At 62.1% G+C, this 20,438-nt stretch carries 18 protein-coding genes; 7 read left to right on the top strand and 11 right to left on the bottom strand.

Features of this window, described 5'->3' with window-relative positions; translation table 11 throughout:
* Positions 1-9: 9 nt before the first annotated feature.
* The 3 genes from clpS to OIM99_RS17930 form a co-directional block, all read right to left on the bottom strand.
* On the bottom strand, positions 10-366 hold the full coding sequence (gene clpS, locus OIM99_RS17940) for an ATP-dependent Clp protease adapter ClpS (protein WP_311852281.1): 357 nt from the start codon (positions 364-366) through the stop codon (positions 10-12).
* A gap of 468 nt (positions 367-834) precedes the next feature.
* Positions 835-1,176 carry a phasin family protein gene (locus OIM99_RS17935; RefSeq protein WP_311851821.1) on the bottom strand — a complete coding sequence of 114 codons (342 nt, stop codon included), beginning with the start codon at positions 1,174-1,176 and terminating at the stop codon, positions 835-837.
* 73 nt (positions 1,177-1,249) lie between these two features.
* A complete protein-coding gene (locus OIM99_RS17930) occupies positions 1,250-1,486 on the bottom strand; it encodes a hypothetical protein (protein WP_311851820.1) in 237 nt (78 codons plus the stop codon).
* A 4-nt stretch (positions 1,487-1,490) separates the two neighbouring features.
* Between OIM99_RS17930 and OIM99_RS17925 the strand changes: the two genes are divergently transcribed.
* A complete protein-coding gene (locus OIM99_RS17925; RefSeq protein ID WP_311851819.1) occupies positions 1,491-3,122 on the top strand; it encodes a D-alanyl-D-alanine carboxypeptidase in 1,632 nt (543 codons plus the stop codon).
* A gap of 33 nt (positions 3,123-3,155) precedes the next feature.
* On the opposite strand, the gene OIM99_RS17920 is transcribed toward OIM99_RS17925, so the two are convergent.
* The 3 genes from OIM99_RS17920 to rpmG all read right to left on the bottom strand — a co-directional run bounded on the left by OIM99_RS17920 (position 3,156) and on the right by rpmG (position 5,159).
* Positions 3,156-3,896: a DnaJ domain-containing protein gene (locus OIM99_RS17920; protein WP_311851818.1), complete on the bottom strand. Its 741-nt coding sequence runs from the start codon at positions 3,894-3,896 to the stop codon at positions 3,156-3,158.
* A gap of 9 nt (positions 3,897-3,905) precedes the next feature.
* Positions 3,906-4,616, bottom strand: a complete 711-nt coding sequence (locus OIM99_RS17915) for a VWA domain-containing protein (RefSeq protein ID WP_311851817.1) — start codon at positions 4,614-4,616, stop codon at positions 3,906-3,908.
* A gap of 375 nt (positions 4,617-4,991) precedes the next feature.
* Positions 4,992-5,159 (bottom strand): 50S ribosomal protein L33, encoded by a 168-nt coding sequence (gene rpmG / locus OIM99_RS17910; RefSeq protein WP_090697745.1) that lies wholly within the window; start codon positions 5,157-5,159, stop codon positions 4,992-4,994.
* A gap of 202 nt (positions 5,160-5,361) precedes the next feature.
* Between rpmG and OIM99_RS17905 the strand changes: the two genes are divergently transcribed.
* Entirely contained in the window at positions 5,362-6,399 is a 1,038-nt protein-coding gene (locus OIM99_RS17905) for an aromatic ring-hydroxylating dioxygenase subunit alpha (protein WP_311851816.1), read from the top strand.
* 16 nt (positions 6,400-6,415) lie between these two features.
* On the opposite strand, the gene OIM99_RS17900 is transcribed toward OIM99_RS17905, so the two are convergent.
* From OIM99_RS17900 to rnr, 3 genes are read right to left on the bottom strand one after another with little or no spacing between them, the layout of a single operon-like run.
* Positions 6,416-7,180, bottom strand: a complete 765-nt coding sequence (locus OIM99_RS17900; protein ID WP_311851815.1) for an NUDIX hydrolase — start codon at positions 7,178-7,180, stop codon at positions 6,416-6,418.
* Entirely contained in the window at positions 7,177-7,599 is a 423-nt protein-coding gene (locus OIM99_RS17895; protein ID WP_311851814.1) for a DUF983 domain-containing protein, read from the bottom strand. Before OIM99_RS17895 ends, OIM99_RS17900 begins: the two co-directional genes overlap by 4 nt.
* A gap of 27 nt (positions 7,600-7,626) precedes the next feature.
* Complete coding sequence (gene rnr, locus OIM99_RS17890) at positions 7,627-9,954, bottom strand: ribonuclease R (RefSeq protein ID WP_409371523.1); 2,328 nt, start codon at positions 9,952-9,954, stop codon at positions 7,627-7,629.
* A 103-nt stretch (positions 9,955-10,057) separates the two neighbouring features.
* Between rnr and OIM99_RS17885 the strand changes: the two genes are divergently transcribed.
* Entirely contained in the window at positions 10,058-10,444 is a 387-nt protein-coding gene (locus OIM99_RS17885) for a DoxX family protein (RefSeq protein WP_311851813.1), read from the top strand.
* 63 nt (positions 10,445-10,507) lie between these two features.
* Here OIM99_RS17885 and OIM99_RS17880 read toward each other — a convergent pair whose 3' ends face one another.
* Together OIM99_RS17880 and topA are read right to left on the bottom strand one after the other, a co-directional pair.
* Positions 10,508-12,823, bottom strand: a complete 2,316-nt coding sequence (locus OIM99_RS17880) for a Tex family protein (RefSeq protein WP_311851812.1) — start codon at positions 12,821-12,823, stop codon at positions 10,508-10,510.
* 140 nt (positions 12,824-12,963) lie between these two features.
* Complete coding sequence (gene topA / locus OIM99_RS17875) at positions 12,964-15,894, bottom strand: type I DNA topoisomerase (RefSeq protein ID WP_311851811.1); 2,931 nt, start codon at positions 15,892-15,894, stop codon at positions 12,964-12,966.
* 360 nt (positions 15,895-16,254) lie between these two features.
* Here topA and OIM99_RS17870 point away from each other — a divergent pair, with 360 nt between their 5' ends.
* The 4 genes from OIM99_RS17870 to dprA all read left to right on the top strand — a co-directional run bounded on the left by OIM99_RS17870 (position 16,255) and on the right by dprA (position 20,400).
* Complete coding sequence (locus OIM99_RS17870; RefSeq protein WP_311851810.1) at positions 16,255-17,199, top strand: aspartate carbamoyltransferase catalytic subunit; 945 nt, start codon at positions 16,255-16,257, stop codon at positions 17,197-17,199.
* A 4-nt stretch (positions 17,200-17,203) separates the two neighbouring features.
* Positions 17,204-18,505 (top strand): dihydroorotase, encoded by a 1,302-nt coding sequence (pyrC, locus tag OIM99_RS17865; RefSeq protein WP_311851809.1) that lies wholly within the window; start codon positions 17,204-17,206, stop codon positions 18,503-18,505.
* A gap of 93 nt (positions 18,506-18,598) precedes the next feature.
* The gene (gene plsY / locus OIM99_RS17860; RefSeq protein ID WP_311851808.1) at positions 18,599-19,198 is read left to right on the top strand and encodes a glycerol-3-phosphate 1-O-acyltransferase PlsY; all 600 of its coding nucleotides are present in this window, start codon (positions 18,599-18,601) and stop codon (positions 19,196-19,198) included.
* On the top strand, positions 19,195-20,400 hold the full coding sequence (dprA, locus tag OIM99_RS17855; protein WP_311851807.1) for a DNA-processing protein DprA: 1,206 nt from the start codon (positions 19,195-19,197) through the stop codon (positions 20,398-20,400). Before plsY ends, dprA begins: the two co-directional genes overlap by 4 nt.
* Positions 20,401-20,438 lie beyond the last annotated feature (38 nt).

The raw sequence follows: 20,438 nt of genomic DNA, 5'->3' as shown, positions 1-20,438 counted from the left end.
GGCGCTCCTTTACTTCTTTTCCATAATGCATTGCAGCGGATGCTGATGCTTGCGGGCGAAATCCATCACTTGCGTGACCTTCGTTTCGGCAACCTCGTAGGTATAGATGCCGCATTCGCCGACGCCGTGTTGATGGACGTGCAGCATGATGCGGGTTGCCTCATCATTGCTCTTGTTGAAATAGCGGCGCAGCACAGTGACGACGAACTCCATGGGCGTGTAGTCGTCATTGAGCAGCAGCACGCGATACATGCTGGGTTTACGTGTCTGGGTACGGGTGCGGGTGATGACCGCCGTGCCGGTGCCGTTATTGTTCGCGCCGTTCCCGTTGCTTTTGTCAGCCTCGTCCGAGGCCCGAACCGGAATGGCGCGACCCTGGCTGTAAGCCAGGCGACCGGCGTGCGGGTCGACGGTTTCGCCGTCGATCGCGGAAGCGCGGGTTGCCGATATCTGCCTCGCCGGAAAACGCAAGAAGCCCTCCAAGGGATTCGACCCTGAAAGTCTACCTTCAATCTCAGGGTCGTCTACAACAGTTATTCGATGTTCCACCCGAGTAATGTAGGAGCGATGCAGGAGTTGCGCCAGTGGGGGAGATGTTATCCGCACTATTAAGGTTGCGGTTCACAAATCCGCCCCATTCGCGGGCTTCTCGCCGCGGCGAATTGCGCCGCGTCATGTCCGGGCTGGATAAGCAGACTGGAATAAGAATGAAAAAAGGTCCGGCTGATGGCCGGACCTTGACGCAGATATTAACAACTCAAGCACTCATCTCGCCACTCAAGGGCGCGATGTCGACTGCGCTACTACCTTGGTAGTGGCGCTTACGTCAGGCGCTTACTTGGCGGCGGCCTGAACTTTGGCGACCGCGGTTTCAACCGGCTTGAAAGCGTCCTTGGCGAGGGCTGTGTAAAGTTCGCCCATCTTCGTCGACTGGGCGACGAAAGACTCATAAGCCGACTTGGCATATTCGCTCTGGGCCTGGAACGCAGCGTCAACCGACTTTGCGCTGATGACCTTTTCGAAAGCCGCGGTGGCAGCTTCGAGCGACTTCTTGGAATAATCGGTGACTTCAGCAGCGATCTGCTGGAACCCCTTCGACATCGCCGAGCTGGCGGCCGAAGCGGCTTCGAACTGATCTTTGCCGAACGACTGGAAGTCTTCCACACTCTTGAACATGTTTGCCCCATGAAATTTGGGCCGTCATGCGACGCTGTTCGCGGGCGGCCGGGTTTTGCTGGCGTGCAGCCTCTTATATGTGCAATGCACAATAAAAGTCAACGAAAAAATGGTGCAGCGCAAAAATTTTTCGCGCCGCCGCCGCCTCAATGCCAAGCTTTGTATTCAAAAGCGCCTCAAATGCGGCCACCGGCATCAGGAAGTGATTAACCGGCGCGTAACCGCATTCCATTACCTTCGCCTTCTGTTGTGCGGCGGCAACACGGCGAGCTGCCTCCAAAAGCGGCGGCGCCGGTAGGTAGTGGGACATTGTGATGGCATTGCGTAGCGTTTTTTTGACAAAGCCCGCTCTTCATCTCGCTATCGGCCTTGGAATTGTGACAATCGCCGGCAGCCTCATTTCGACCGCGGAAGCCAGGCCCCGGCATCGCCGGCATGCCGCCGCGGTCTCGACCTATTCGCCGCCCTACGCGGCGATCGTGGTCGATGCCAATAGCGGCCGGGTGCTGCATGCGACGAACGAAAACGCGCTGCGGCATCCTGCCTCGCTCACCAAGGTGATGACGCTCTACATGCTGTTCGAACAGCTTGAGCGCGGCAAATATCGCCTGGACAGCGAAATTCCGATTTCCGCTTATGCCGCCTCGCGGCCGCCGACCAAGCTTGGCCTTCGCCCTGGGCAGACGATCACCGTCGACAATGCCATCAAGGCGGTCGTGACCCGTTCGGCCAATGACATCGCCACGGCGATCGGTGAGGCGATCGGCGGCGACGAAGAGACCTTTTCCGATCTGATGACCCGCAAGGCGCGGTCGCTGGGCATGAGCCGGACCCGTTTCGTCAATGCCTCCGGTCTTCCCGATGACGCGCAGGTGACCACCGCCGCCGACCTGAGCATTTTGGGCCGGGCGATCCAGGAACGCTTCCCGCGCTACTACGGCTATTTCCAGACCCACACTTTCTATTATGGCCGCCAGGCGATCCGGAACCACAACCGTCTGCTGGGCAATGTCGAGGGCGTCGACGGCATCAAGACCGGCTACACCCGGGCGTCGGGCTTCAATCTGCTGACGTCGGTCAAGCGCGATGGCCATCGCATTATCGCCGTGGTGCTCGGCGGCAAGTCGGCCGGCGCGCGCGACCGCGTGATGGCTGGTCTGGTCGAGGATTATATCGACAGCGGTTCGCGCTCGCGTAGCGCACCGATGATCGCGGAGCGTCCGACCGAGCGCGACTCCGGCGTGATCGCCGTTGCCGCCATGCCGCCGCCGCGTCCTGAGCCGGCTGCGGCCCCGTCGGCGCCGGTTTCCATCTTGCCGCCGATGCGCGCCGAAGCGCCGGCGCCGCGTCCGGTCGCGCTCGTCGCCGCCGCTTACGCGGCCGATGAGAAGCCGCGTCCGGCCGTGATTTCTTCCGGCGTCAAGACCGATGAGCGGGTGGCGACGGCAACCATTCGCGGTGGCTCGCCGACCGTGCTCGATGGATCGACGTCGTCGCGTCAGGTCGTCGCATCCGCGGCAACGCCTTCCAACTTGCGCTGGATCGCCGGCCCTCGTGGCGTCGAAACCGATGCGCGGACGAAAGCTGCTTTCGTGGCGCCGGTGAAGCCGAACGATACGAAGGCGGAAACCAAAGTCGCCAAGTTCACACCGCCGGCGGCGATCCCCACGGCGCGTGAAACGGCGTCTCGTCCGGTCGCGACGAAGGGTCTGATGATTCAGATCGGCGCAACGGACGATCAGAACAAAGCGCAGGAGCTGCTGAGCCGCGCCAGGGCGCAGGGACGCTCGGTGCTCGGTGCCGCGCAACCGTTCACCGAGAAAGTGCAACGGGGCAAGGACACGCTGTGGCGCGCACGCTTTGCTGGATTGTCCGAAGATGGCGCGGAAGCCGCTTGCAAGACGCTGAAGCGGTCAGGCTTCGCCTGTTTCACCACGCGCAACTGAGATTAGCTTAACCAATTTGAGCGTAACGTTGGGTTACGGAGTTTGTGTATGACGGCGGACCAGAACATCCTTGGCCTCATTGACACGAGCAGCAAGGGACGTGGTGCCCCCCTGATCGGGGTGGAGCTTCTTCATCAGGTTGCGATGCGCCCGCGAAATGTCTTCGGCGCTCGCTCCCTTTTGAAGCCCAAGGACTTCGTAGGCTTCATCCTCGGTCATCGCAGCCGGCCGGACCCCGCCGGTGCTCCGGTTGCCATCAGCGTGAATTGCGTCACGCCAGCCGGGAAACCGGCGATCGAAATACGCTTCAAGTAAACGCGCGCCATCGGGATCGCTTTGCAGGCAGAGGCGAAACAACGCCTCCGCATCGCCGCGTGACAGATCGGCGAGCCGTCGTCCGGCATAGGGGCCGGCAATCACCGATCCGTCGATCGCGCCGGTGTCGTGATCGAGCTGCATGGCGATCGTCGCCGACGTGACGTTCGACGTCTGGCTTGTCGATTGTTCCGCTGTCTTTCCCGACCTGCCGATATTCTTGGCCCAGTCCGGCGCCTGCGCCCAGCCCATCAGCCACAGACCGACTCCGCCGACGGCAACACCGACATCCCAGCGGCCGCGCATGATCAAGAACGCGGCGATGGCCAAGGATCCGATGCCGCCGACCTGTTTGACGGTTTTCTTGATATCGGCGGGTTTGGCGTTGGCGAAGCTGCGCAGCAACCAGAGACCGCCGAGAATGCCCGCGAGGACGATAAAGACAAAAGGGAGATTCATCGCGGCAGCTTACTTCATCTGTCGCAGAAGCGCTTGCGCGCTCTGGCTGCCTTGGCTGGCGATCTGTTCGAGCGCCTTGCGTCCGCCGGCCGCATAGGCGGCGGCTGCCGCCAGCATTTCGCCGAGACGATGGGGCGCCGAAGCGTCGAAATGCGCATAGGCGCCGCCGGTGAGCCGGGCGATTTCGCGAAAGGTGGCGGCGGACGTCGGCTCGTTGCCTTCGTGGAACATGAAGGCCTTGACGCCGAGGAGGCCGAGTTCGCCGGCAAGCTGGCAGAGTTCGTCGGCATTCTCCTCCATCGCATCGCCGACATAGATCAGCGCCGCCACGCGTTTGCGGTTGGTCTCTTCGCGGACATGGCGCAGCACTTTGGCGATCTGCGTATTGCCGCCGGCAACGGAGATTTTCGCCATCAGTTCGGCGAGGCCGACGCCATTGGCGATGAAGCGCGAGGCGCGGCATTCGGCGAAGCCGCGAAAATAGAGGAGCTGCACGTCGAGCCCGCCGAGGTTGGAGGCGGTCTGGAACATCCGTCCCTGCAGGCTCTGGGCGAGATCCCAGGTCGGCTGGCGGCTCATGGTGGCATCGAGGGCGAAGATCAGTCGGCCGCGCTCGGCGCCCGCATGGGCGCCGGGCAGGCGATTCACCTGGTCGAGGAAGGCGTCGACCGTGCCGCTGGCCGCGCCGGGAACGACAGGCTTCTGATCGGAGGAGGCCAAAATCTCATACTCTCATGCTGGGGGCGCCGTGCCTTCCCTGAAAGATCGGAAGGCTGTCACCGAATGACAAGCGTTCAGAATCACCTGCGCGGCCGGCCTGCGAAACTGATTCCGATCATCAAGCTAAGAGTATGGAATAGCTTGATAAATTTGACCTGGGAAGAGGGTGCGCCAATTGTCATCAAGTTGAGACATTGATTCAACATCTTCAAACGGTGATTCAGACAATGGCCGCAAGGCGGCTTGGATTCTGAATCCGAAACTCTGAGCAAGCTATTGCAAAATCAGTGAATTTCTACTCAGATTGAGGTTTGTCTGCGGGGCAAACAAAAACGGGGCGCCAAGCGCCCCGTTTTTCGTTCGAACCGGAAGATCTTACTTGATCTTGGTTTCTTTGAATTCGACGTGCTTCTTCGCCACCGGATCGTATTTCCGGTAGGAGAGCTTTTCCGTCTTGGTACGGGCGTTCTTCGACGTGACATAGAAGAAACCGGTGTCAGCGGTCGACAGAAGCTTGATCTTGATCGAGGCGGCCTTGGCCATGTGGCGTAAATCCTGAATTGAAATTTGCCGGCAAAATACGGATTGGCGGTACGAAGTCAAGGAACGGCCGATAAATTCTGCCAATCTGCCCCGATCAGTTTAGAGTTTGCTCTTAAGCTTGACTGTGTTCTGCCGTTCCAAAGCCGGAACCGGCAGCGAATGCTGTAAAACAGACCAATTGTCATCGATGAGGGAGGCAAAGATGGCAGCGAGTTTCCTGCGCAACTGCTGGTATGTCGCCGGGTGGGCGAACGAAATCACGGAACGCCCCTTGGTTCGTACCATCTGCAACGAACCGATTCTCTTCTTTCGCGATCAGGACGGAGCGGTGAGGGCCGTTTCCGATCGCTGCCCGCACCGCAAGGCGCCGCTGTCGTCGGGTTTCATCGAGAAGGGCGAAATCACCTGCGGCTATCATGGCATCCGCTTCGACGGGCAGGGGCGCTGTGTCCATGTGCCTGGCGGCCTGTCGTTCGGCAGCACGTTCGCCGTGCGTGCTTTTCCGGCGCAGCAGATGCACGGTTTCATTTTTATCTGGATGGGTGATCCGGCCAAAGCCGATGCAGCGCTCATTCCCGATTTCAGCGAAAACGAGAAGCCCGGTTGGGTGGCCGTGCGCGACATGCTGCCGGTCGCCTGCAACTACCAATTGCTGGCCGACAATCTGCTCGATCTCACCCATGTGGTCTATGTGCACAAGACGACCTTGGGGGGCAGCCAGGTGACCGATACGCCGCTCGACGTGACCGTCGATGGCGACGTGGTGCGGGCCGAGCGCTTTATGAAGAATGTCGACACGGCGCCGATCTACAAGGCGGCGCGCGGGCTCGACAGCAAGATCGACCGTTGGCAGATTTTCGAATGGCGTGCGCCGTCCTACATCAAGCTGACACTGGGCGCACGGGCGGCGGGCACCGATCTGCCCTACGGCACGCCGGTGCATCGCGTGCTCAACGCGCTGACGCCGGAGACCGATGCGACCACCCATTATTTCTGGTCGACGGCGCGCAACTGGGCGCTCGACGATCCAAAGGTCGATGCAATCTATTTCAACATGACGGTCGAGGCCTTCAACGAGGACAAGGCCATCGCTGAGCAGCAGCAGCGCTATATCGCGTCCGATACGAGCGGCGCGCCGCTGATCGCTTTCGCCTTCGACAAGGCAGGTCAATCGGCGCGGCGCATTCTGCGCGGTAAGATCGAAGAGGAAGAGGCGGCGCCTTTGGCGCGGGCGGGCTAGAACAACGAATAGCTTGCTAAAGCTCGGTCCGCAGCCAGCCCTTGGGGCCGACGCGATACCAGGGCGCGGGCAGGTGGTGGCCCATGCCGGCAGCGATGCGTCGGTCCAGCTCGCACAGGACGACGCTGGTGATCAGCGGCAGTTCGAGATCATGGGCCTGGGAGAGCGGCACCCAGACGAGTTCCACCAGTTCGCGATCCGGGCCGATGGCGCCTTCGATGGTCGTGGCGATATCGCTGGTTTCGGCGGCCAGGAAAATCGTGTCGAAGCGGCGCGCCTGACGCGGCGGCGTCGTTGCCCGGGCGATGAAATGGATGTTGTCGATCAGGGGATAGAAACCGTGGCCGGCAAATCTCTGCCATTCGCCCGCCGGTGCGGTTTCAGGGGCGCCCATGTCGGCGGCGCCGAGCACGATGCCGGTTTCCTCGAACGTCTCGCGGATGGCGCCGAGCGCCAGGGCACGGGGCAAGGAATGGGATTTCGGGTCGATGCGGGCGAGCCGTTCCTCGACCGGCAGGGGCAGGGCGCCGGCGGCATTCATCTTGCGGTCGCCGGGCTCGATGCGTCCGCCGGGAAAGACGAATTTCCCCGGCATGAATTTGCTGGCCGGATTGCGGCGGCCCATCAGGATCTTGGGTTCGGGGCCGCTGCGATCGAGCAGCATCAGGGTGGAAGCAAGCCGCGGCTTGGCGCCAGTCGGTGGCTGGCGCTGCAGGCGGGACCAAATCTCTTCGTTGAGAACGGCGGTGAGGTCGGAATTGCTATCGAGAATACGTGTCACATCTGCCCCGGACGTCGGGCCGGCATGGCGGTCCCGAATCCGTGCATTTTGAGCGCCCATTGCAGACCGATCAAGGCACCTTTGACGGAGGGCAGCATGATCAGACTGAGCACGACCGACAGCGTCGTCCACATCGCCATGTGAACCCACATGGAGAGTTCCGGATAGCGCTGGTCGACGACCATGAGCAGACCGACGACGATATGGCCGACGATGACGATGGTCACATAGGGCGGCGCGTCATCGGCGCGATGATGATGCAGTTCCTCGCCGCAGTTCGGGCAAGCATCATTGGGCTTGAGATAGGCGCGAAACATTTTGCCTTCGCCACAGTGCGGGCAGCGCAAGCGCATGCCGCGCTTCATCGCCAACCACCAATCGCGTGGCGCTTCCAAGGCCGTGTCAAAAGAAACACCCATCTCAGCCTCCTGGGTCCTGTCTTTCAGTTATCGACCGGACCGTCGTTTATGTGAGGCTTGTGGCTTCTTTCGGGAAGGAGGCTTCTTGTCGCGCCTGGGGGTTGCGTGCGCTTTTGTCGCGCGTGAACCTCTAACGTGACCTTTGCTGAGGATTTCAAACCGTAAGGCGCCAGCCAAGGGGGCGGCTTCAACCAATTTCACTTCGATGTGATCGCCAAGCCTGAAGGTTTCACCCGTGCGATTGCCAACGAGCGCATGCAGGTTTTCGACATAGCGATAGTAGTCGGTGCCGATGGTGGCGGCTGGCACGAAGCCATCGGCGCCCGTGTCGAGCAGTTTGACGAACAGGCCGGCGCGCGTGACGCCGGAGATGCGTCCTTCAAACGTCGCGCCGATCTGCGTCGATAAGAAACTAGCGATGAGACGTTCGGTCGTTTCACGCTCGGCCGCCATGGCGCGACGCTCGGAGGCCGAGATGCGTGCGGCGATTTCGGCGAGTTCGTCGGGTTCCATATTCGGCAGGCCATCCGGTCCAAGCTTCAAGGCACGGATCAAAGCGCGGTGCACGATCAGATCGGCATAGCGACGGATGGGCGAGGTGAAATGCGCGTAGCGGCGCAGGTTGAGACCGAAGTGGCCGTAGTTGTCGGATGAGTATTCGGCTTGCGCCTGCGTGCGCAGCACCACTTCGTTGACAGCGTTCTCATGCTCACTGCCTTTCACCCGTTCCAAAATGCCGTTGAACTGCTGCGGCCGCAGCACCTGGCCTTTGGCGAGTTTGACGCCAATGGTGGCGAGGAATTCGCCCAGGCCATGCATCTTCTCGACGGACGGTTCGTCATGGGTACGATAGACGAGTTGTTGTCCTTGCGCTTCCAGGGTCTCGGCGGCGGCGACATTGGCGAGGATCATATATTCCTCGATCAGCCGATGCGCTTCGAGACGCGGCGGAATAATGACGCGGTCGATGCGGCCGTCGGCCGTCAGCAGCAGTTTGCGTTCGGGCAGATTGAGATCGAGCGGGCTGCGCTTGGCGCGCGCTTCATCGAGGGCGCGCCAAGCCGCCCAAAGCGGCTTGAGAACCTTATCGAGCAAGGGGCCGGTGGTGTCATCGGGCGTGCCGTCGATGGCGGCTTGCGCTTGCGGATAGGCGAGCTTTGCGGCCGAGCGCATGAGCACGCGATGGAAGGTGTGGCGCAGCTTGCGGCCATCTTTGGCGATGATCATGCGCACCGCCAGAGCGGGGCGATCCTCATGCGGGCGCAGCGAGCAGAGATCGTTGGAGATGCGCTCCGGCAGCATCGGCACGACACGATCGGGGAAGTAGACCGAGTTGCCGCGTTCCAAGGCTTCGCGATCGAGCGATGAACCGGGCCGCACATAAGCGGCGACATCGGCGATGGCGACGGTGAGGATGAAGCCGCCGCTGTTGGCGGGATCATCATCGGCCACTGCATGCACGGCGTCATCGTGATCCTTGGCATCGGCAGGATCGATGGTAACGAGCGGCAGCTTGCGCCAATCCTCGCGGCCGGCCAGTGTCGCTGGCTGCGCGGCTTCCGCCTCTTTCAAGGTCTCGGGACGGAAGACATGCGGGATGCCATGGGCATGCAGCGCGATGGTGGTGATGGCGCGTTCGTTGTCGATGGCGCCGAGCCGTTCGCGCACACGCGCTTGCGGCAGACCGAAGCGGCCTTCACGTCCAGCTTCGACGGCCACGAGATCGCCGTCACGTGCTTCGCCCTGGGCGCCTTCGGGGATCGCCCATTCCTTGCCGCGTGCCTTCTTGTCGACGGGCACGAGCCGGCCGCCACCGCCGGGCAGCGCACGATAGACGCCGATGAGTTGTGCGCGCGAGCGCGACAGCAATTTGATGACCCGGCCGCGATAGGGCGGCTCCTTCTTGCCGGCATCGGGATCGCGCTCGGCGCGGATCAGTGCGCGGTCACCGACGCCCGGCACCGGATCGCCAGGCCGGCGCTTGCGCGGCATGTGAATGGCGATGCGCGGCAGCGGGCCTGCCGCTTCATCCCATTCGACCGGTGTGGCGACGAGTTCGCCATCGCTGTCGCGGGTGATGATGTCGGCCACGACGACGGAGGGCAGGCGGCCATGTTCGACGATGCGGCCGTGACGCCGTTCGACCACGCCATCGGACTCGAGTTCCTTGAGCAGTTTCTTGAGCGCGATGCGGTCGGAGCCCTTAATGTCGAAGGCGCGGGCGATCTCGCGTTTGCCGATCTTGCCCGATGTGACCTTGCCCGCCTTGGTCGCCGCGTCGTTCTCACGGTGAATGAACGCGATAATGTCCTCGCGTGTCGGCAGGGGGGATTTCTTGTCGGGCTTTTTCGTCAATGCTTATTGGTTTCCATAAGGGCGGGCAGATCGGTCATTTTCCGGTCCGATCTTCCCCATATATAGTAAGGCGCGAATCTTTTCATGGGGTATGGAGAGCAAATTGCGCTCGGTTTTTGACAATCTTTTTCCGCTGGCGGGCCGCGCCCTGATCAGTTTCATCTTCATTCTGGCCGGCTACAACAAGCTGATGGGCTATGCGGGAACGGTGGCCTATATGCAGAAAGCCGGTGTTCCGGGCTATCTGCTGCCGGTCGTCATCGCGGTCGAACTGGGCGGCGGCCTGCTGCTTTTGACCGGCTTTCTGACCCGGATCGTCGCCCTTCTGCTGGCCGGTTTCACGCTGCTGGCCGCCTATTTCTTCCATCGCAATTTTGGCGATGCCGGCCAGTTCGTGCAGTTCCAGAAGAATCTGGCCATCGCCGGGGGTCTGCTGTTCGTCGTTCTTTACGGCGCCGGTCGCTGGTCGCTCGACGCCAAACTGCGCTGAGGCTTTTACATAAAAAAAACCGGCCGCAGCGATGCGGCCGGTGTTCTGTTGGCTTTGACTGGATCAGCGCGGTCGTGCTGCTCCGGCGCGTCGCAACGCATCCGCCAGCGCGCCGCCACCGCTGCTCTCCTTGCCCGATGAGAAGTTTTTCGCGGCGGGACGTGGGCCGCCTTGTGGGCGGTTGGCCGCTGGGCCGCCAGCGGGGAGTTCGTCGTCGAGACGCATGGTCAGCGAGATGCGCTTGCGCGGCTTGTCGACTTCCAGCACCTTCACGCGAACGATCTGGCCGGGCTTCACCACGTCGCGTGGATCCTTGACGAAGGTTTTCGACAAGGCCGAGATGTGGACCAAGCCGTCCTGATGCACGCCGATGTCGACGAAGGCGCCGAAGGCGGCGACATTGGTCACGGCGCCTTCCAGCACCATGCCGGGCTTGAGGTCGTCGAGCGTTTCTACGCCTTCCTGGAATTCCGCGGTCTTGAAGGCGGGACGCGGATCGCGACCGGGCTTCTCCAACTCCTTCAGAATGTCGGACACGGTCGGCACGCCGAAGGTCTCGTCGGTGAACTTGCGCGGGTCGAGACCGCGCAGTGTCTTGGCATTGCCGACGAGAACCTTGATGTCCGACTTGGTCGCTTCGATGATCCGGCGCACCACCGGATAGGCTTCCGGATGCACGCCCGAGGCATCGAGCGGATCGTCGCCACCGAGAATGCGCAGGAAGCCGGCTGATTGTTCGAAAGCCTTGGGGCCGAGGCGCGGCACTTTCTTGATGTCGGCACGCGTGGCGAAGGGGCCATTGGCATCGCGATGCATGACGATGTTCTGCGCCAAGCCTTCGCCGATCCCCGACACGCGAGCGAGCAGGGGCGCGGAGGCGGTGTTGACGTCGACACCGACCGCGTTCACGCAATCTTCCACCACCGCATCGAGCGAACGCGACAGTTTGAATTCGGCGATGTCGTGCTGATACTGGCCGACGCCGATCGACTTCGGATCGATCTTGACGAGTTCGGCGAGCGGGTCCTGCAAGCGGCGGGCGATGGAGACGGCGCCGCGCAAGGTGACGTCGAGGCCGGGCAGTTCCTGCGAGGCAAAGGCCGAAGCCGAATAGACCGAAGCGCCGGCTTCCGAGACCACGGCTTTGGTCAGTTTCAACTCGGGAAACTTGCGCAGCATTTCGACGGCGAGCTTCTCGGTTTCGCGTGAAGCAGTGCCGTTGCCGATGGCGACGAGATCGACCTTGTGGCGCATGCAAAGCGCCGCAAGGATAGAGATCGCTTCATCCCAGCGCCGTTGCGGCTCGTGCGGATAGATGTTGGCCGTATCGACCACTTTGCCCGTGGCATCGACCACGGCGACTTTCACACCGGTGCGGAAGCCAGGATCAAGGCCCATGGTGGCGCGGGTGCCGGCGGGGGCAGCCAGCAAGAGATCGCGCAGATTGCCGGCGAAGACTTTCACCGCGTCGTCTTCGGCCTGCTGCCACAGGCGCAGACGCAGGTCGACGGCGAGGCTCGACGACAGACGGAAGCGCCAGGCGGCGCGCACCGTGTCGCTCAGCCATTTGTCGCCAGGGCGGCCGCTGGGCTGGATGTTGAAGCGCGCGGCGATCTTGCGTTCGTAGAGGCCAGGTGTCGTGAGGTCCGTGCGGCCGGGTTCAGGATCGAAGGTGAGATCGAGAAATTCTTCCTTCTCGCCGCGGAACAGCGCCATCAGGCGATGCGACGGCATCTTGTCCATCTTCTGTGAAAGATCGAAATAGTCGGCGAATTTGGCGCCGGCGGTTTCCTTGCCCGCTTTCACCTTCGAGACGAGCTGACCTTCGTTCCAGAAGGTCTCTCTGAGGTCGCCGATCAGTTCGGCGTTTTCAGAGAAGCGTTCCGTCAAAATGGCCTTGGCGCCATCAAGCGCGGCTTCCACTGTCTCGATGCCCTTGGTCGCGTCGATGAAGGCTTCCGCGACATCGCGCGGCGTGTTCTGCGGCTCGGCGAGCAGCTTGTCGGCCAAGGGCGCAAGGCCGGCCTCGATGGCGATCTGTGCCTTGGTGCGGCGCTTGGGTTTGAAGGGCAGGTAAATGTCTTCGAGGCGGGCCTTGCTGTCGGCTTCCATGATCAGGCGACGCAGCGGGTCGTCGAGCTTGCCCTGACTGTCGATGCTTTCAAGGATCGCCTTGCGACGATCTTCCATCTCGCGCAGGTAGCGCAGACGTTCGTCCAAGGTGCGCAACTGCGTGTCGTCGAGGCCGCCGGTGACTTCCTTGCGGTAGCGGGCGACGAAGGGGACGGTCGCGCCCTCATCGAGCAGTCCGACTGCCGCCGTGACCTGGCTTTCCTTGACCCCGAGTTCTTCTGCAATGCGCGCGTCGATCGATTTCATCTGTCTTCCTGATGCAGGGCTGGGCCGCAGCCTAGAGCAAACCGCGTTTCGGCAGAAACGCTTTTGCCTGATGCATCTAGGAAGAACAGACCGCGTCCGTCAAAGGCTTGACAGACGCGATTCTGTGGAAACGCAGAGCGTTATTTTTTAGAAGCCGCTTTCTTGGCTGGCGCCTTTTTAGCCGGGGCTTTCTTGGCGGCCGCCTTTTTGGCGGGGGCCTTCTTGGTGGCAGTCTTGGGGGCCGGTTCATCGTCGCCGAAGGGGGCCTCGTCGGAGTCCTCAACAGCGACTTTCTTCTTCGCCGTCGTCTTGGCGGGCGCCTTCTTCGCGGTCTTGCCACCGCTCTTCTTGGCGGCCTTCTTCGGCGCCGGTCCACCCTTTTCGTCGATCAGTTCGATCGCTTCCTCAAGGGTGATGTCCTCGAGCGAAGACGATTTGGAGATCGTCGCATTGACCTTGCCGACGCTGACATAGGGACCGAAGCGGCCCTTGCGCGCGACGATCGTGCCGCCCTGCGGATGTTCGCCGAGCACACGTCCGTCACCATCGCCCTGGCCCGATTGCTTGGCGGCAATGAGGGCGACGGCTTCTTCCAGCGTCACCTTCTCGGGATCGGAATCCTTCGGCAGGGTGGCGTTGACCTTGCCCCAGCTCACATAGGGACCATAGCGGCCGGCCTTGACGCTGATGGCGCCACCTTGCGGGTGATCGCCGAGATTGCGTGCCGGCGCGGCATTGCCGAAACGGCCGCGGCCGCCGCCTTGCTCCTTGGTGACGATGAGGTCGATGGCGCGATTGGCGCCGATCTCCAACACGTCGTCGTCACGCGTCAGGCTCGCATACATCTTGCCGTGCTGCACGTAAGGCCCGAAGCGGCCGATGCCGGCGACGATGGGCTCGCCGCTGGTCGGATGTTTGGCGACTTCGCGCGGCAGCGACAGAAGACCAAGCGCCTTCTCCAAGGTGACCTCGTCTTTCGACAAGCCACGGGGCAGGGAGGAACGTTTCGGTTTCTCGCCTTCGCCTTGCTGCACATAGGGGCCGAAACGGCCGTCGCGCAGGGTGATCTCGTCGCTGGTCACAGGATCGGTGCCGAGCACGCGGACGCCAGGACGCGCTGCATCCTCGCCTTCTCCCTGTTCGCCGTTCGGCGGCGTCAAGGTGCGGGTGTAGCGGCATTCCGGATAGTTCGAGCAGCCGATGAAGGCGCCAAACTTGCCGAGCTTCAGCGAGAGCTGGCCGTTGCCACAGGACGGGCACCCACGCGGGTCACCGCCATCGGCCTTGGCCGGAAAGATGTGTGGCCCGAGCAGATCATTGAGATTGTCGAGCACCTCGGTGGTGCGCAGATCCTTCGTGCCGGCAATCGCGGTGGAAAAGTCTTTCCAGAAATCGCGCAGAACCTGCTTCCAATCGATCTCCGCGTTGGAAATGCGATCGAGCTGTTCTTCCAGACCGGCCGTGAAATCATATTCCACGTAACGGCTGAAGAAGCTTTCGAGGAAGGCGACGACCAGGCGGCCCTTGTCCTCGGGGATCAGACGCTTCTTGTCGAGGCGGACATATTCGCGATCGCGCAACACGGCCAAAGTCGAAGCATAAGTCGAGGGACGGCCGATGCCGAGCTCTTCCATGCGCTTGACCAAGGTCGCCTCGGAGAAACGCGGCGGCGGCTCGGTGAAATGCTGGCTGGCTTCGATCTTTTCTTTCGTCGCCGGATCGCCCGCCGTCATCGGCGGCAGGCGGCCACCTTCCTCATCGTCCTCGTCGTCCTTGCCCTCTTGGTAGAGAGTGAGGAAGCCGTCGAAGCGGACGACCTGGCCGGTGGCGCGCAGATCGATCTTGCGCGAGCCGGCTTCCGCCAGAATTTCGACCGTGGTGCGCTCGAGTTCCGCCGATTCCATCTGGCTGGCGATGGTGCGGTTCCAGATCAGTTCGTAGAGACGCAGCTGATCCTTATCGAGCACCTTGGCGAGCTGGCGCGGCAGACGGGTGAGGTCGGTCGGGCGGATGGCTTCGTGGGCTTCCTGCGCATTCTTCTGCTTGGTCGCGTATTTGCGGGGAATTTCCGGCACGTATTTCGCGCCATATTCCTTTTCGATCACCTTGCGGGCAGCGGCGATCGCCTCCGGCGCCACATCGACGCCGTCGGTACGCATATATGTAATGAGACCGACGGTCTCGCCGCCGAGATCGACACCCTCATAAAGACGCTGGGCGAGACGCATGGTGATCGCCGGCGCAAAGCCAAGCTTGCGCGAGGCTTCCTGCTGCAGGGTCGAGGTGGTGAAGGGCGCCCAAGGATTGCGGCGGGCGGGCTTGGCCTCCACCGAAGCGATGGTGAACTTGGCGTTTTCCAGGGCCGCCTTGAAATCTTCGGCTTCCTTACCCGAACCGATGTCGAGACGCTGGATCTTCTTGCCGTCGGCGCCGACGAGGCGGGCGATGAACGGCGCGCCATCCTTGGTTTTCAGATGCGCGGCGATCGACCAGTATTCGCGGCTGACGAATTTCTCGATTTCGAGTTCGCGGTCGCAGACCAGACGCAGAGCCACCGACTGCACGCGGCCGGCCGAACGGGCGCCCGGCAGCTTGCGCCACAGCACCGGCGACAGGTTGAAGCCGACGAGATAGTCGAGGGCGCGGCGCGCCATATAGGCATCGACCAGCGCCTCATCGACTTTGCGCGGATGGCGCATGGCGTCGAGAATGGCGTTCTTGGTAATGGCGTTGAAAACGACGCGCTCGACCGTCTTGTCCTTCAGGACATGCTTACCCTTGAGCACTTCCAGCACGTGCCAGGAAATGGCTTCACCTTCGCGGTCAGGGTCGGTCGCGAGAATGACTTTGTCGGACTCTTTGACCGCCTTGGCGATATCGGACAGGCGCTTGGCCGCCTTGCTGTCGACTTCCCAGCGCATGGCAAAGTCGTCCTCGGGATCGACCGAGCCATCCTTGGCCGGCAGATCGCGGACGTGACCGAACGAGGCCAGGACCTCGTAGTCCTTGCCCAGATATTTGTTGATCGTCTTGGCCTTTGCCGGCGATTCGACGATGACGACAGCACTCATTGCGGGGAACGCCTCGCAGGCTAAATCATTGAAATATATTGAAAGTATCTATTCGAAGAGGACCGGGCCAAAGACGCCCGGAACCGGTCCGAACAGACATTCGATCGGCCGGGAACATGGTGTAGGGTCCGCCAAGTGTCAAATAGGCGAGGCGGCCGGCACCCCGTTTGGGGCCAGTTTAGCGGCTTTTTAAGCCTCTCTAATTTATTGATTTTTATGGTATTTCATATTCCTTCTCAGGGTAGCTTCGATGTTGTCCTGCTAAGGTAATGATTTTGGGCGCCAAAACCCGTCGAAGACGGTGCGCAAGTGCTGAGGATGTCTTGCGGATTCCGCAGCTTGGCCTATAGACCAGCCGATATGACCGCCCGCGCTCCCGTCTTTCCCCATCGGCACCTGCTCGGCATCGAGGGACTTTCCCGGCCGGATATCGAAACTTTGCTCGACATGGCGGAGGAAGCTGTCAAAGTTTCCCGGCAGGTCGAGAAAAAACGCGCCGTTCTCAGCGGCCGCACGTTAATCAATCTGTTCTTCGAAGCTTCGACGCGCACACAGTCGTCGTTCGAACTGGCCGGCAAGCGGCTCGGTGCCGACGTTATGAATATGTCGGTCGCCACATCGTCGGTGAACAAGGGCGAGACCCTGATCGATACGGCTGCCACCTTGAACGCGATGCGGCCCGATCTCATCGTCGTGCGCCACCAGCACTCTGGCGCCGTGCAACTCCTGTCGCAAAAGGTGTCATGCTCGGTCATCAATGCGGGAGACGGCAGCCACGAACATCCGACACAGGCGCTGCTTGATGCTCTGACCATCCGGCGCAACAAGGGCCGGATCGAAGGGCTCACCGTGGCGATCTGCGGTGATGTCGCCCATTCGCGGGTGGCACGCTCCAACATCATCCTGCTCACGCATCTGGGCGCGCGCGTGCGCGTCGTTGGTCCCTCGACCTTGCTGCCGGCCGGCATCGAGCGCATGGGCGTCGAAGTGCATCGCTCGATGGAAACGGGCATTCGCGATGCCGACATTGTCATGATGCTGAGACTGCAACGTGAGCGTATGCAAGGCGCGTTCATTCCCTCGCTGAAGGAATTCGCGCGCTTCTATGGTCTTGATGAGGACAAGCTGAAATGGGCCAAGCCCGACGCGCTGGTCATGCATCCGGGGCCGATGAACCGCGGCGTCGAGATCGACTCGGCCGTTGCCGACGGGCCGCGCTCCTTGATCACCGAACAGGTCGAGATGGGTGTTGCCGTGCGCATGGCCGTGCTCGAAGCTCTGTCGCAGAACTTGCCCAATGGCTGATGCAATGACCTCCTCGCCCGTCGCTCTCATCAACGCGCGCCTGCTCGATCCTGCCACCGGCACGGAGACGCCGGGCGGCGTGATGATCGATAATGGATTGATCGTCGACATCGGCGCCAAGGTGACGAAGGCGAATGCGGGCGAACGCACGCAGGTTGTCGATTGTGCCGGCGATATCGTCACGCCGGGCCTCATCGATATGTGCGCCTTCATCGGCGAGCCGGGCGCGAGCCATCGCGAGACCATTGCCACCGCGAGCCGCGCGGCGGCCGCCGGCGGCGTGACGACGATTGTCGCCGCGCCCAACACCAATCCGCCGATCGATGGCTCCGCCAGCGTCGACTATCTGATGCGGCGCGCCCGCGACAATGCCAAGGTGCGCGTTCTGCCCTGCGCCGCTCTGACCAAGGGACTGGCCGGCACGGAGATCGCCGAGATCGGCCTGCTCAAGGAAGCCGGCGCGGTCGCCTTCTCCAATGGCCCGACATCGGTGGTGTCGTCGCAAGTGATGCGGCGCGCCATGATCTATGCGCGCGACTTCGACGCGATCGTCATTCATCGCGCCGAGGATCCGGAATTGGCGCGCATGGGCGTGATGAATGAGGGCGAATTCGCCAGCCGTCTTGGCTTGCCGGGCATTCCGCGCGAGGCGGAAGCGATCATGCTCGATCGCGACATGCGGCTTGTGGCTTTGACCTTCGGCGAGGGGCAGCAAGGCGGTCATTATCATGCGCAGATGGTGACGACGACTTTGTCGCTCGAGATCATCGCCAAGGCGAAAGCCGCTGGCCTGCCGGTGAGCTGCGCCACGTCGATCAATCATCTGACGCTCAATGAAAGCGACATCGGCCAGTATCGCACTTTTCTGAAACTGTCGCCGCCGCTGCGCGCCGAGGAAGAACGCGTCGCGCTGGTCGAGGCGCTGGCCGGCGGTCTCATCGACGTGATCATCTCCGACCACAACCCGCAGGACGTTGAAGCCAAACGCGTGCCGTTCTCGGAAGCCGAATATGGTGCCATCGGTCTGGAGACCATGCTGTCGGCGGGCCTGCGTCTGGTGCGTTCGGGGCAGGTGTCGCTTGGCCGCCTCATCAACGCCATGACGGTGCGGCCGGCTGAGATCCTCGGCCTGCCGCAAGGGCGTTTGCAGAAGGGCGCGCCGGCCGATCTGATCCGTTTCGATCCCGATGAGCCTTACGTGGTCGATCCGTCGCGCCTGCAGTCGCGCTCGAAAAACACACCTTTTGACGAAGCCCGCATGGAAGGGGTCGTCAAGCTGACAATGGTGGCCGGCACGATCTTGTGACGCGATTTGCTCCCTCCATTTGCTCCCTCGATTTGCTCTCTTGGCGAAGCGCGTTAATGTCACCTTTGTTTTTTGGCTTTGGACCACGAAACTATGATTTTCCCGGACTTGCCGCAAAACCTGATCGCGCTGGCCATCGGTTATCTTCTGGGTTCGATCCCGTTCGGGCTGGTGCTGACGAAGCTCGCCGGCACCGAAGACCTGCGCTCGATCGGTTCCGGCAATATCGGCGCGACCAATGTGCTGCGCACCGGGCATAAGGGGCTCGCGGCGGCGACTTTGCTGCTCGATGCGCTGAAGGGCACGGTCGCGGTCTTGATCGGCGCGCAGCTTGGCGAACATCAGGCTGTCATTGCCGGTCTCGGCGCGTTTCTTGGCCATCTCTATCCAGTCTGGCTCAAGTTCAAGGGTGGCAAGGGCGTCGCGACCTTCCTGGGTTGCGCCCTTGGTCTCGCCTGGCCCGGCGCGCTTGTCTTCGCTGTCGTCTGGCTCGGCGTTGCCGCCGCCACGCGCTATTCGTCGGTTGCCGCGCTGGCGGCGAGCCTGGCGACGCCGTTGGCGCTGTGGTTGATGGGCAATGGCGCGGCGGCTGAGCTCTTCATCGCCTTGGCGGCTTTGCTGTGGTTCAAGCATTGGCCGAATATTTCTCGGCTGATGGAAGGCACCGAAACCAAGATCGGCAGCAAGCCGTGAACGATCGGCGCGGCGAAAGACCCCTTCGTCTTTCCGACGCGCAGCTTTTGGATTGGCTGCAGCTCGCGCGCAGCGACAATATCGGCCCGCGCACCTTTCAAAGGCTGTTGGAGTATCACGGCAGCGCTGGCGCCGCGCTCAAAGCTCTGCCGCGTCTCATCGCCAAGCAAAGCGGTGGCCGCGCTATTCGCCTTGCGGCGCGCGAGGATTGCGAACGCGAATGGGAGGCGTTGCGCCGGCAGGGTGGGCAATTCCTGACGCTCGACGATGCCGACTATCCGCTAACGCTGCGCGCCATCGATGCGCCGCCGCCCGTGATCGCGGTGCGCGGGCGTCTCGATGTTCTGGTACGGTCGATGGTAGCCATCGTCGGTTCGCGCAACGCCTCAGCCTATGGCGCGAAATTCGCCGCGACGGTGGCGCAGGAATTGGGCGAAGCCGGTTTCGTCATCGCCTCCGGTCTGGCGCGCGGCATCGATGAGAGCGCGCATCGCGCGTCATTGGCGACCGGCACCGTCGCAGTGCTCGCCGGCGGGCTCGACAAGATTTATCCTTCCGAGAATGTGCCGCTGGCGGAGGCGCTATGCGAGTGCGGCGCGCTGATTTCGGAAATGCCGATCGGATGGGTGCCGCGCGGCCGCGATTTTCCACGGCGCAACCGTATCGTTTCCGGGCTCGCTTATGGCACGGTGGTTGTCGAGGCGGCGCGTCGCTCCGGTTCGTTGATCACCGCGCGTTATGCCAATGAACAGGGGCGGGAGGTGTTCGCCGTTCCTGGCTCGCCATTCGATCCGCGCGCTGAAGGCACCAACGATCTTCTGCGCCAGGGCGCGACGCTGTGCACGCGCAGCGCCGATGTGATCGAAGCTTTGGCCTCCGTGATCGCGCGGGGACCGCAACATCAGAGCGCGACACTAACATCCGATCATGAGCCCGATCTCTTCGAGGCCGTCGCACAACCGGATGAAGCGAGCGAGGCTGCGGTTCTTCGACCGATTGCGCCTGCATTTGCCGCGACTGTCGCGCCACAAGATTTCGTCGAACGTCTGCGCGCTTTGCTCGGGCCATCGCCGGTATCGATCGACGATCTCGTGCGCGCCACGGGTCGTCCGGTGGCGGAAGTGCAGGCGGCGATCCTCGAGCTCGATCTGCAAGGCGCTATTGGCCGGCAGGGTGGCAATCGCATCACCCTGATGCCGTAGAGCTTTTTCCTCGATTACAACCTGAGATTGCGGAAAAA

This window comes from Methylocella sp. CPCC 101449 (assembly GCF_031921685.1).
Classification (GTDB): domain Bacteria; phylum Pseudomonadota; class Alphaproteobacteria; order Rhizobiales; family Beijerinckiaceae; genus Terripilifer.
The sequence above is the reverse complement of the archived record's forward strand: the minus strand, read 5'-3'. Positions and strand labels throughout refer to the sequence as shown.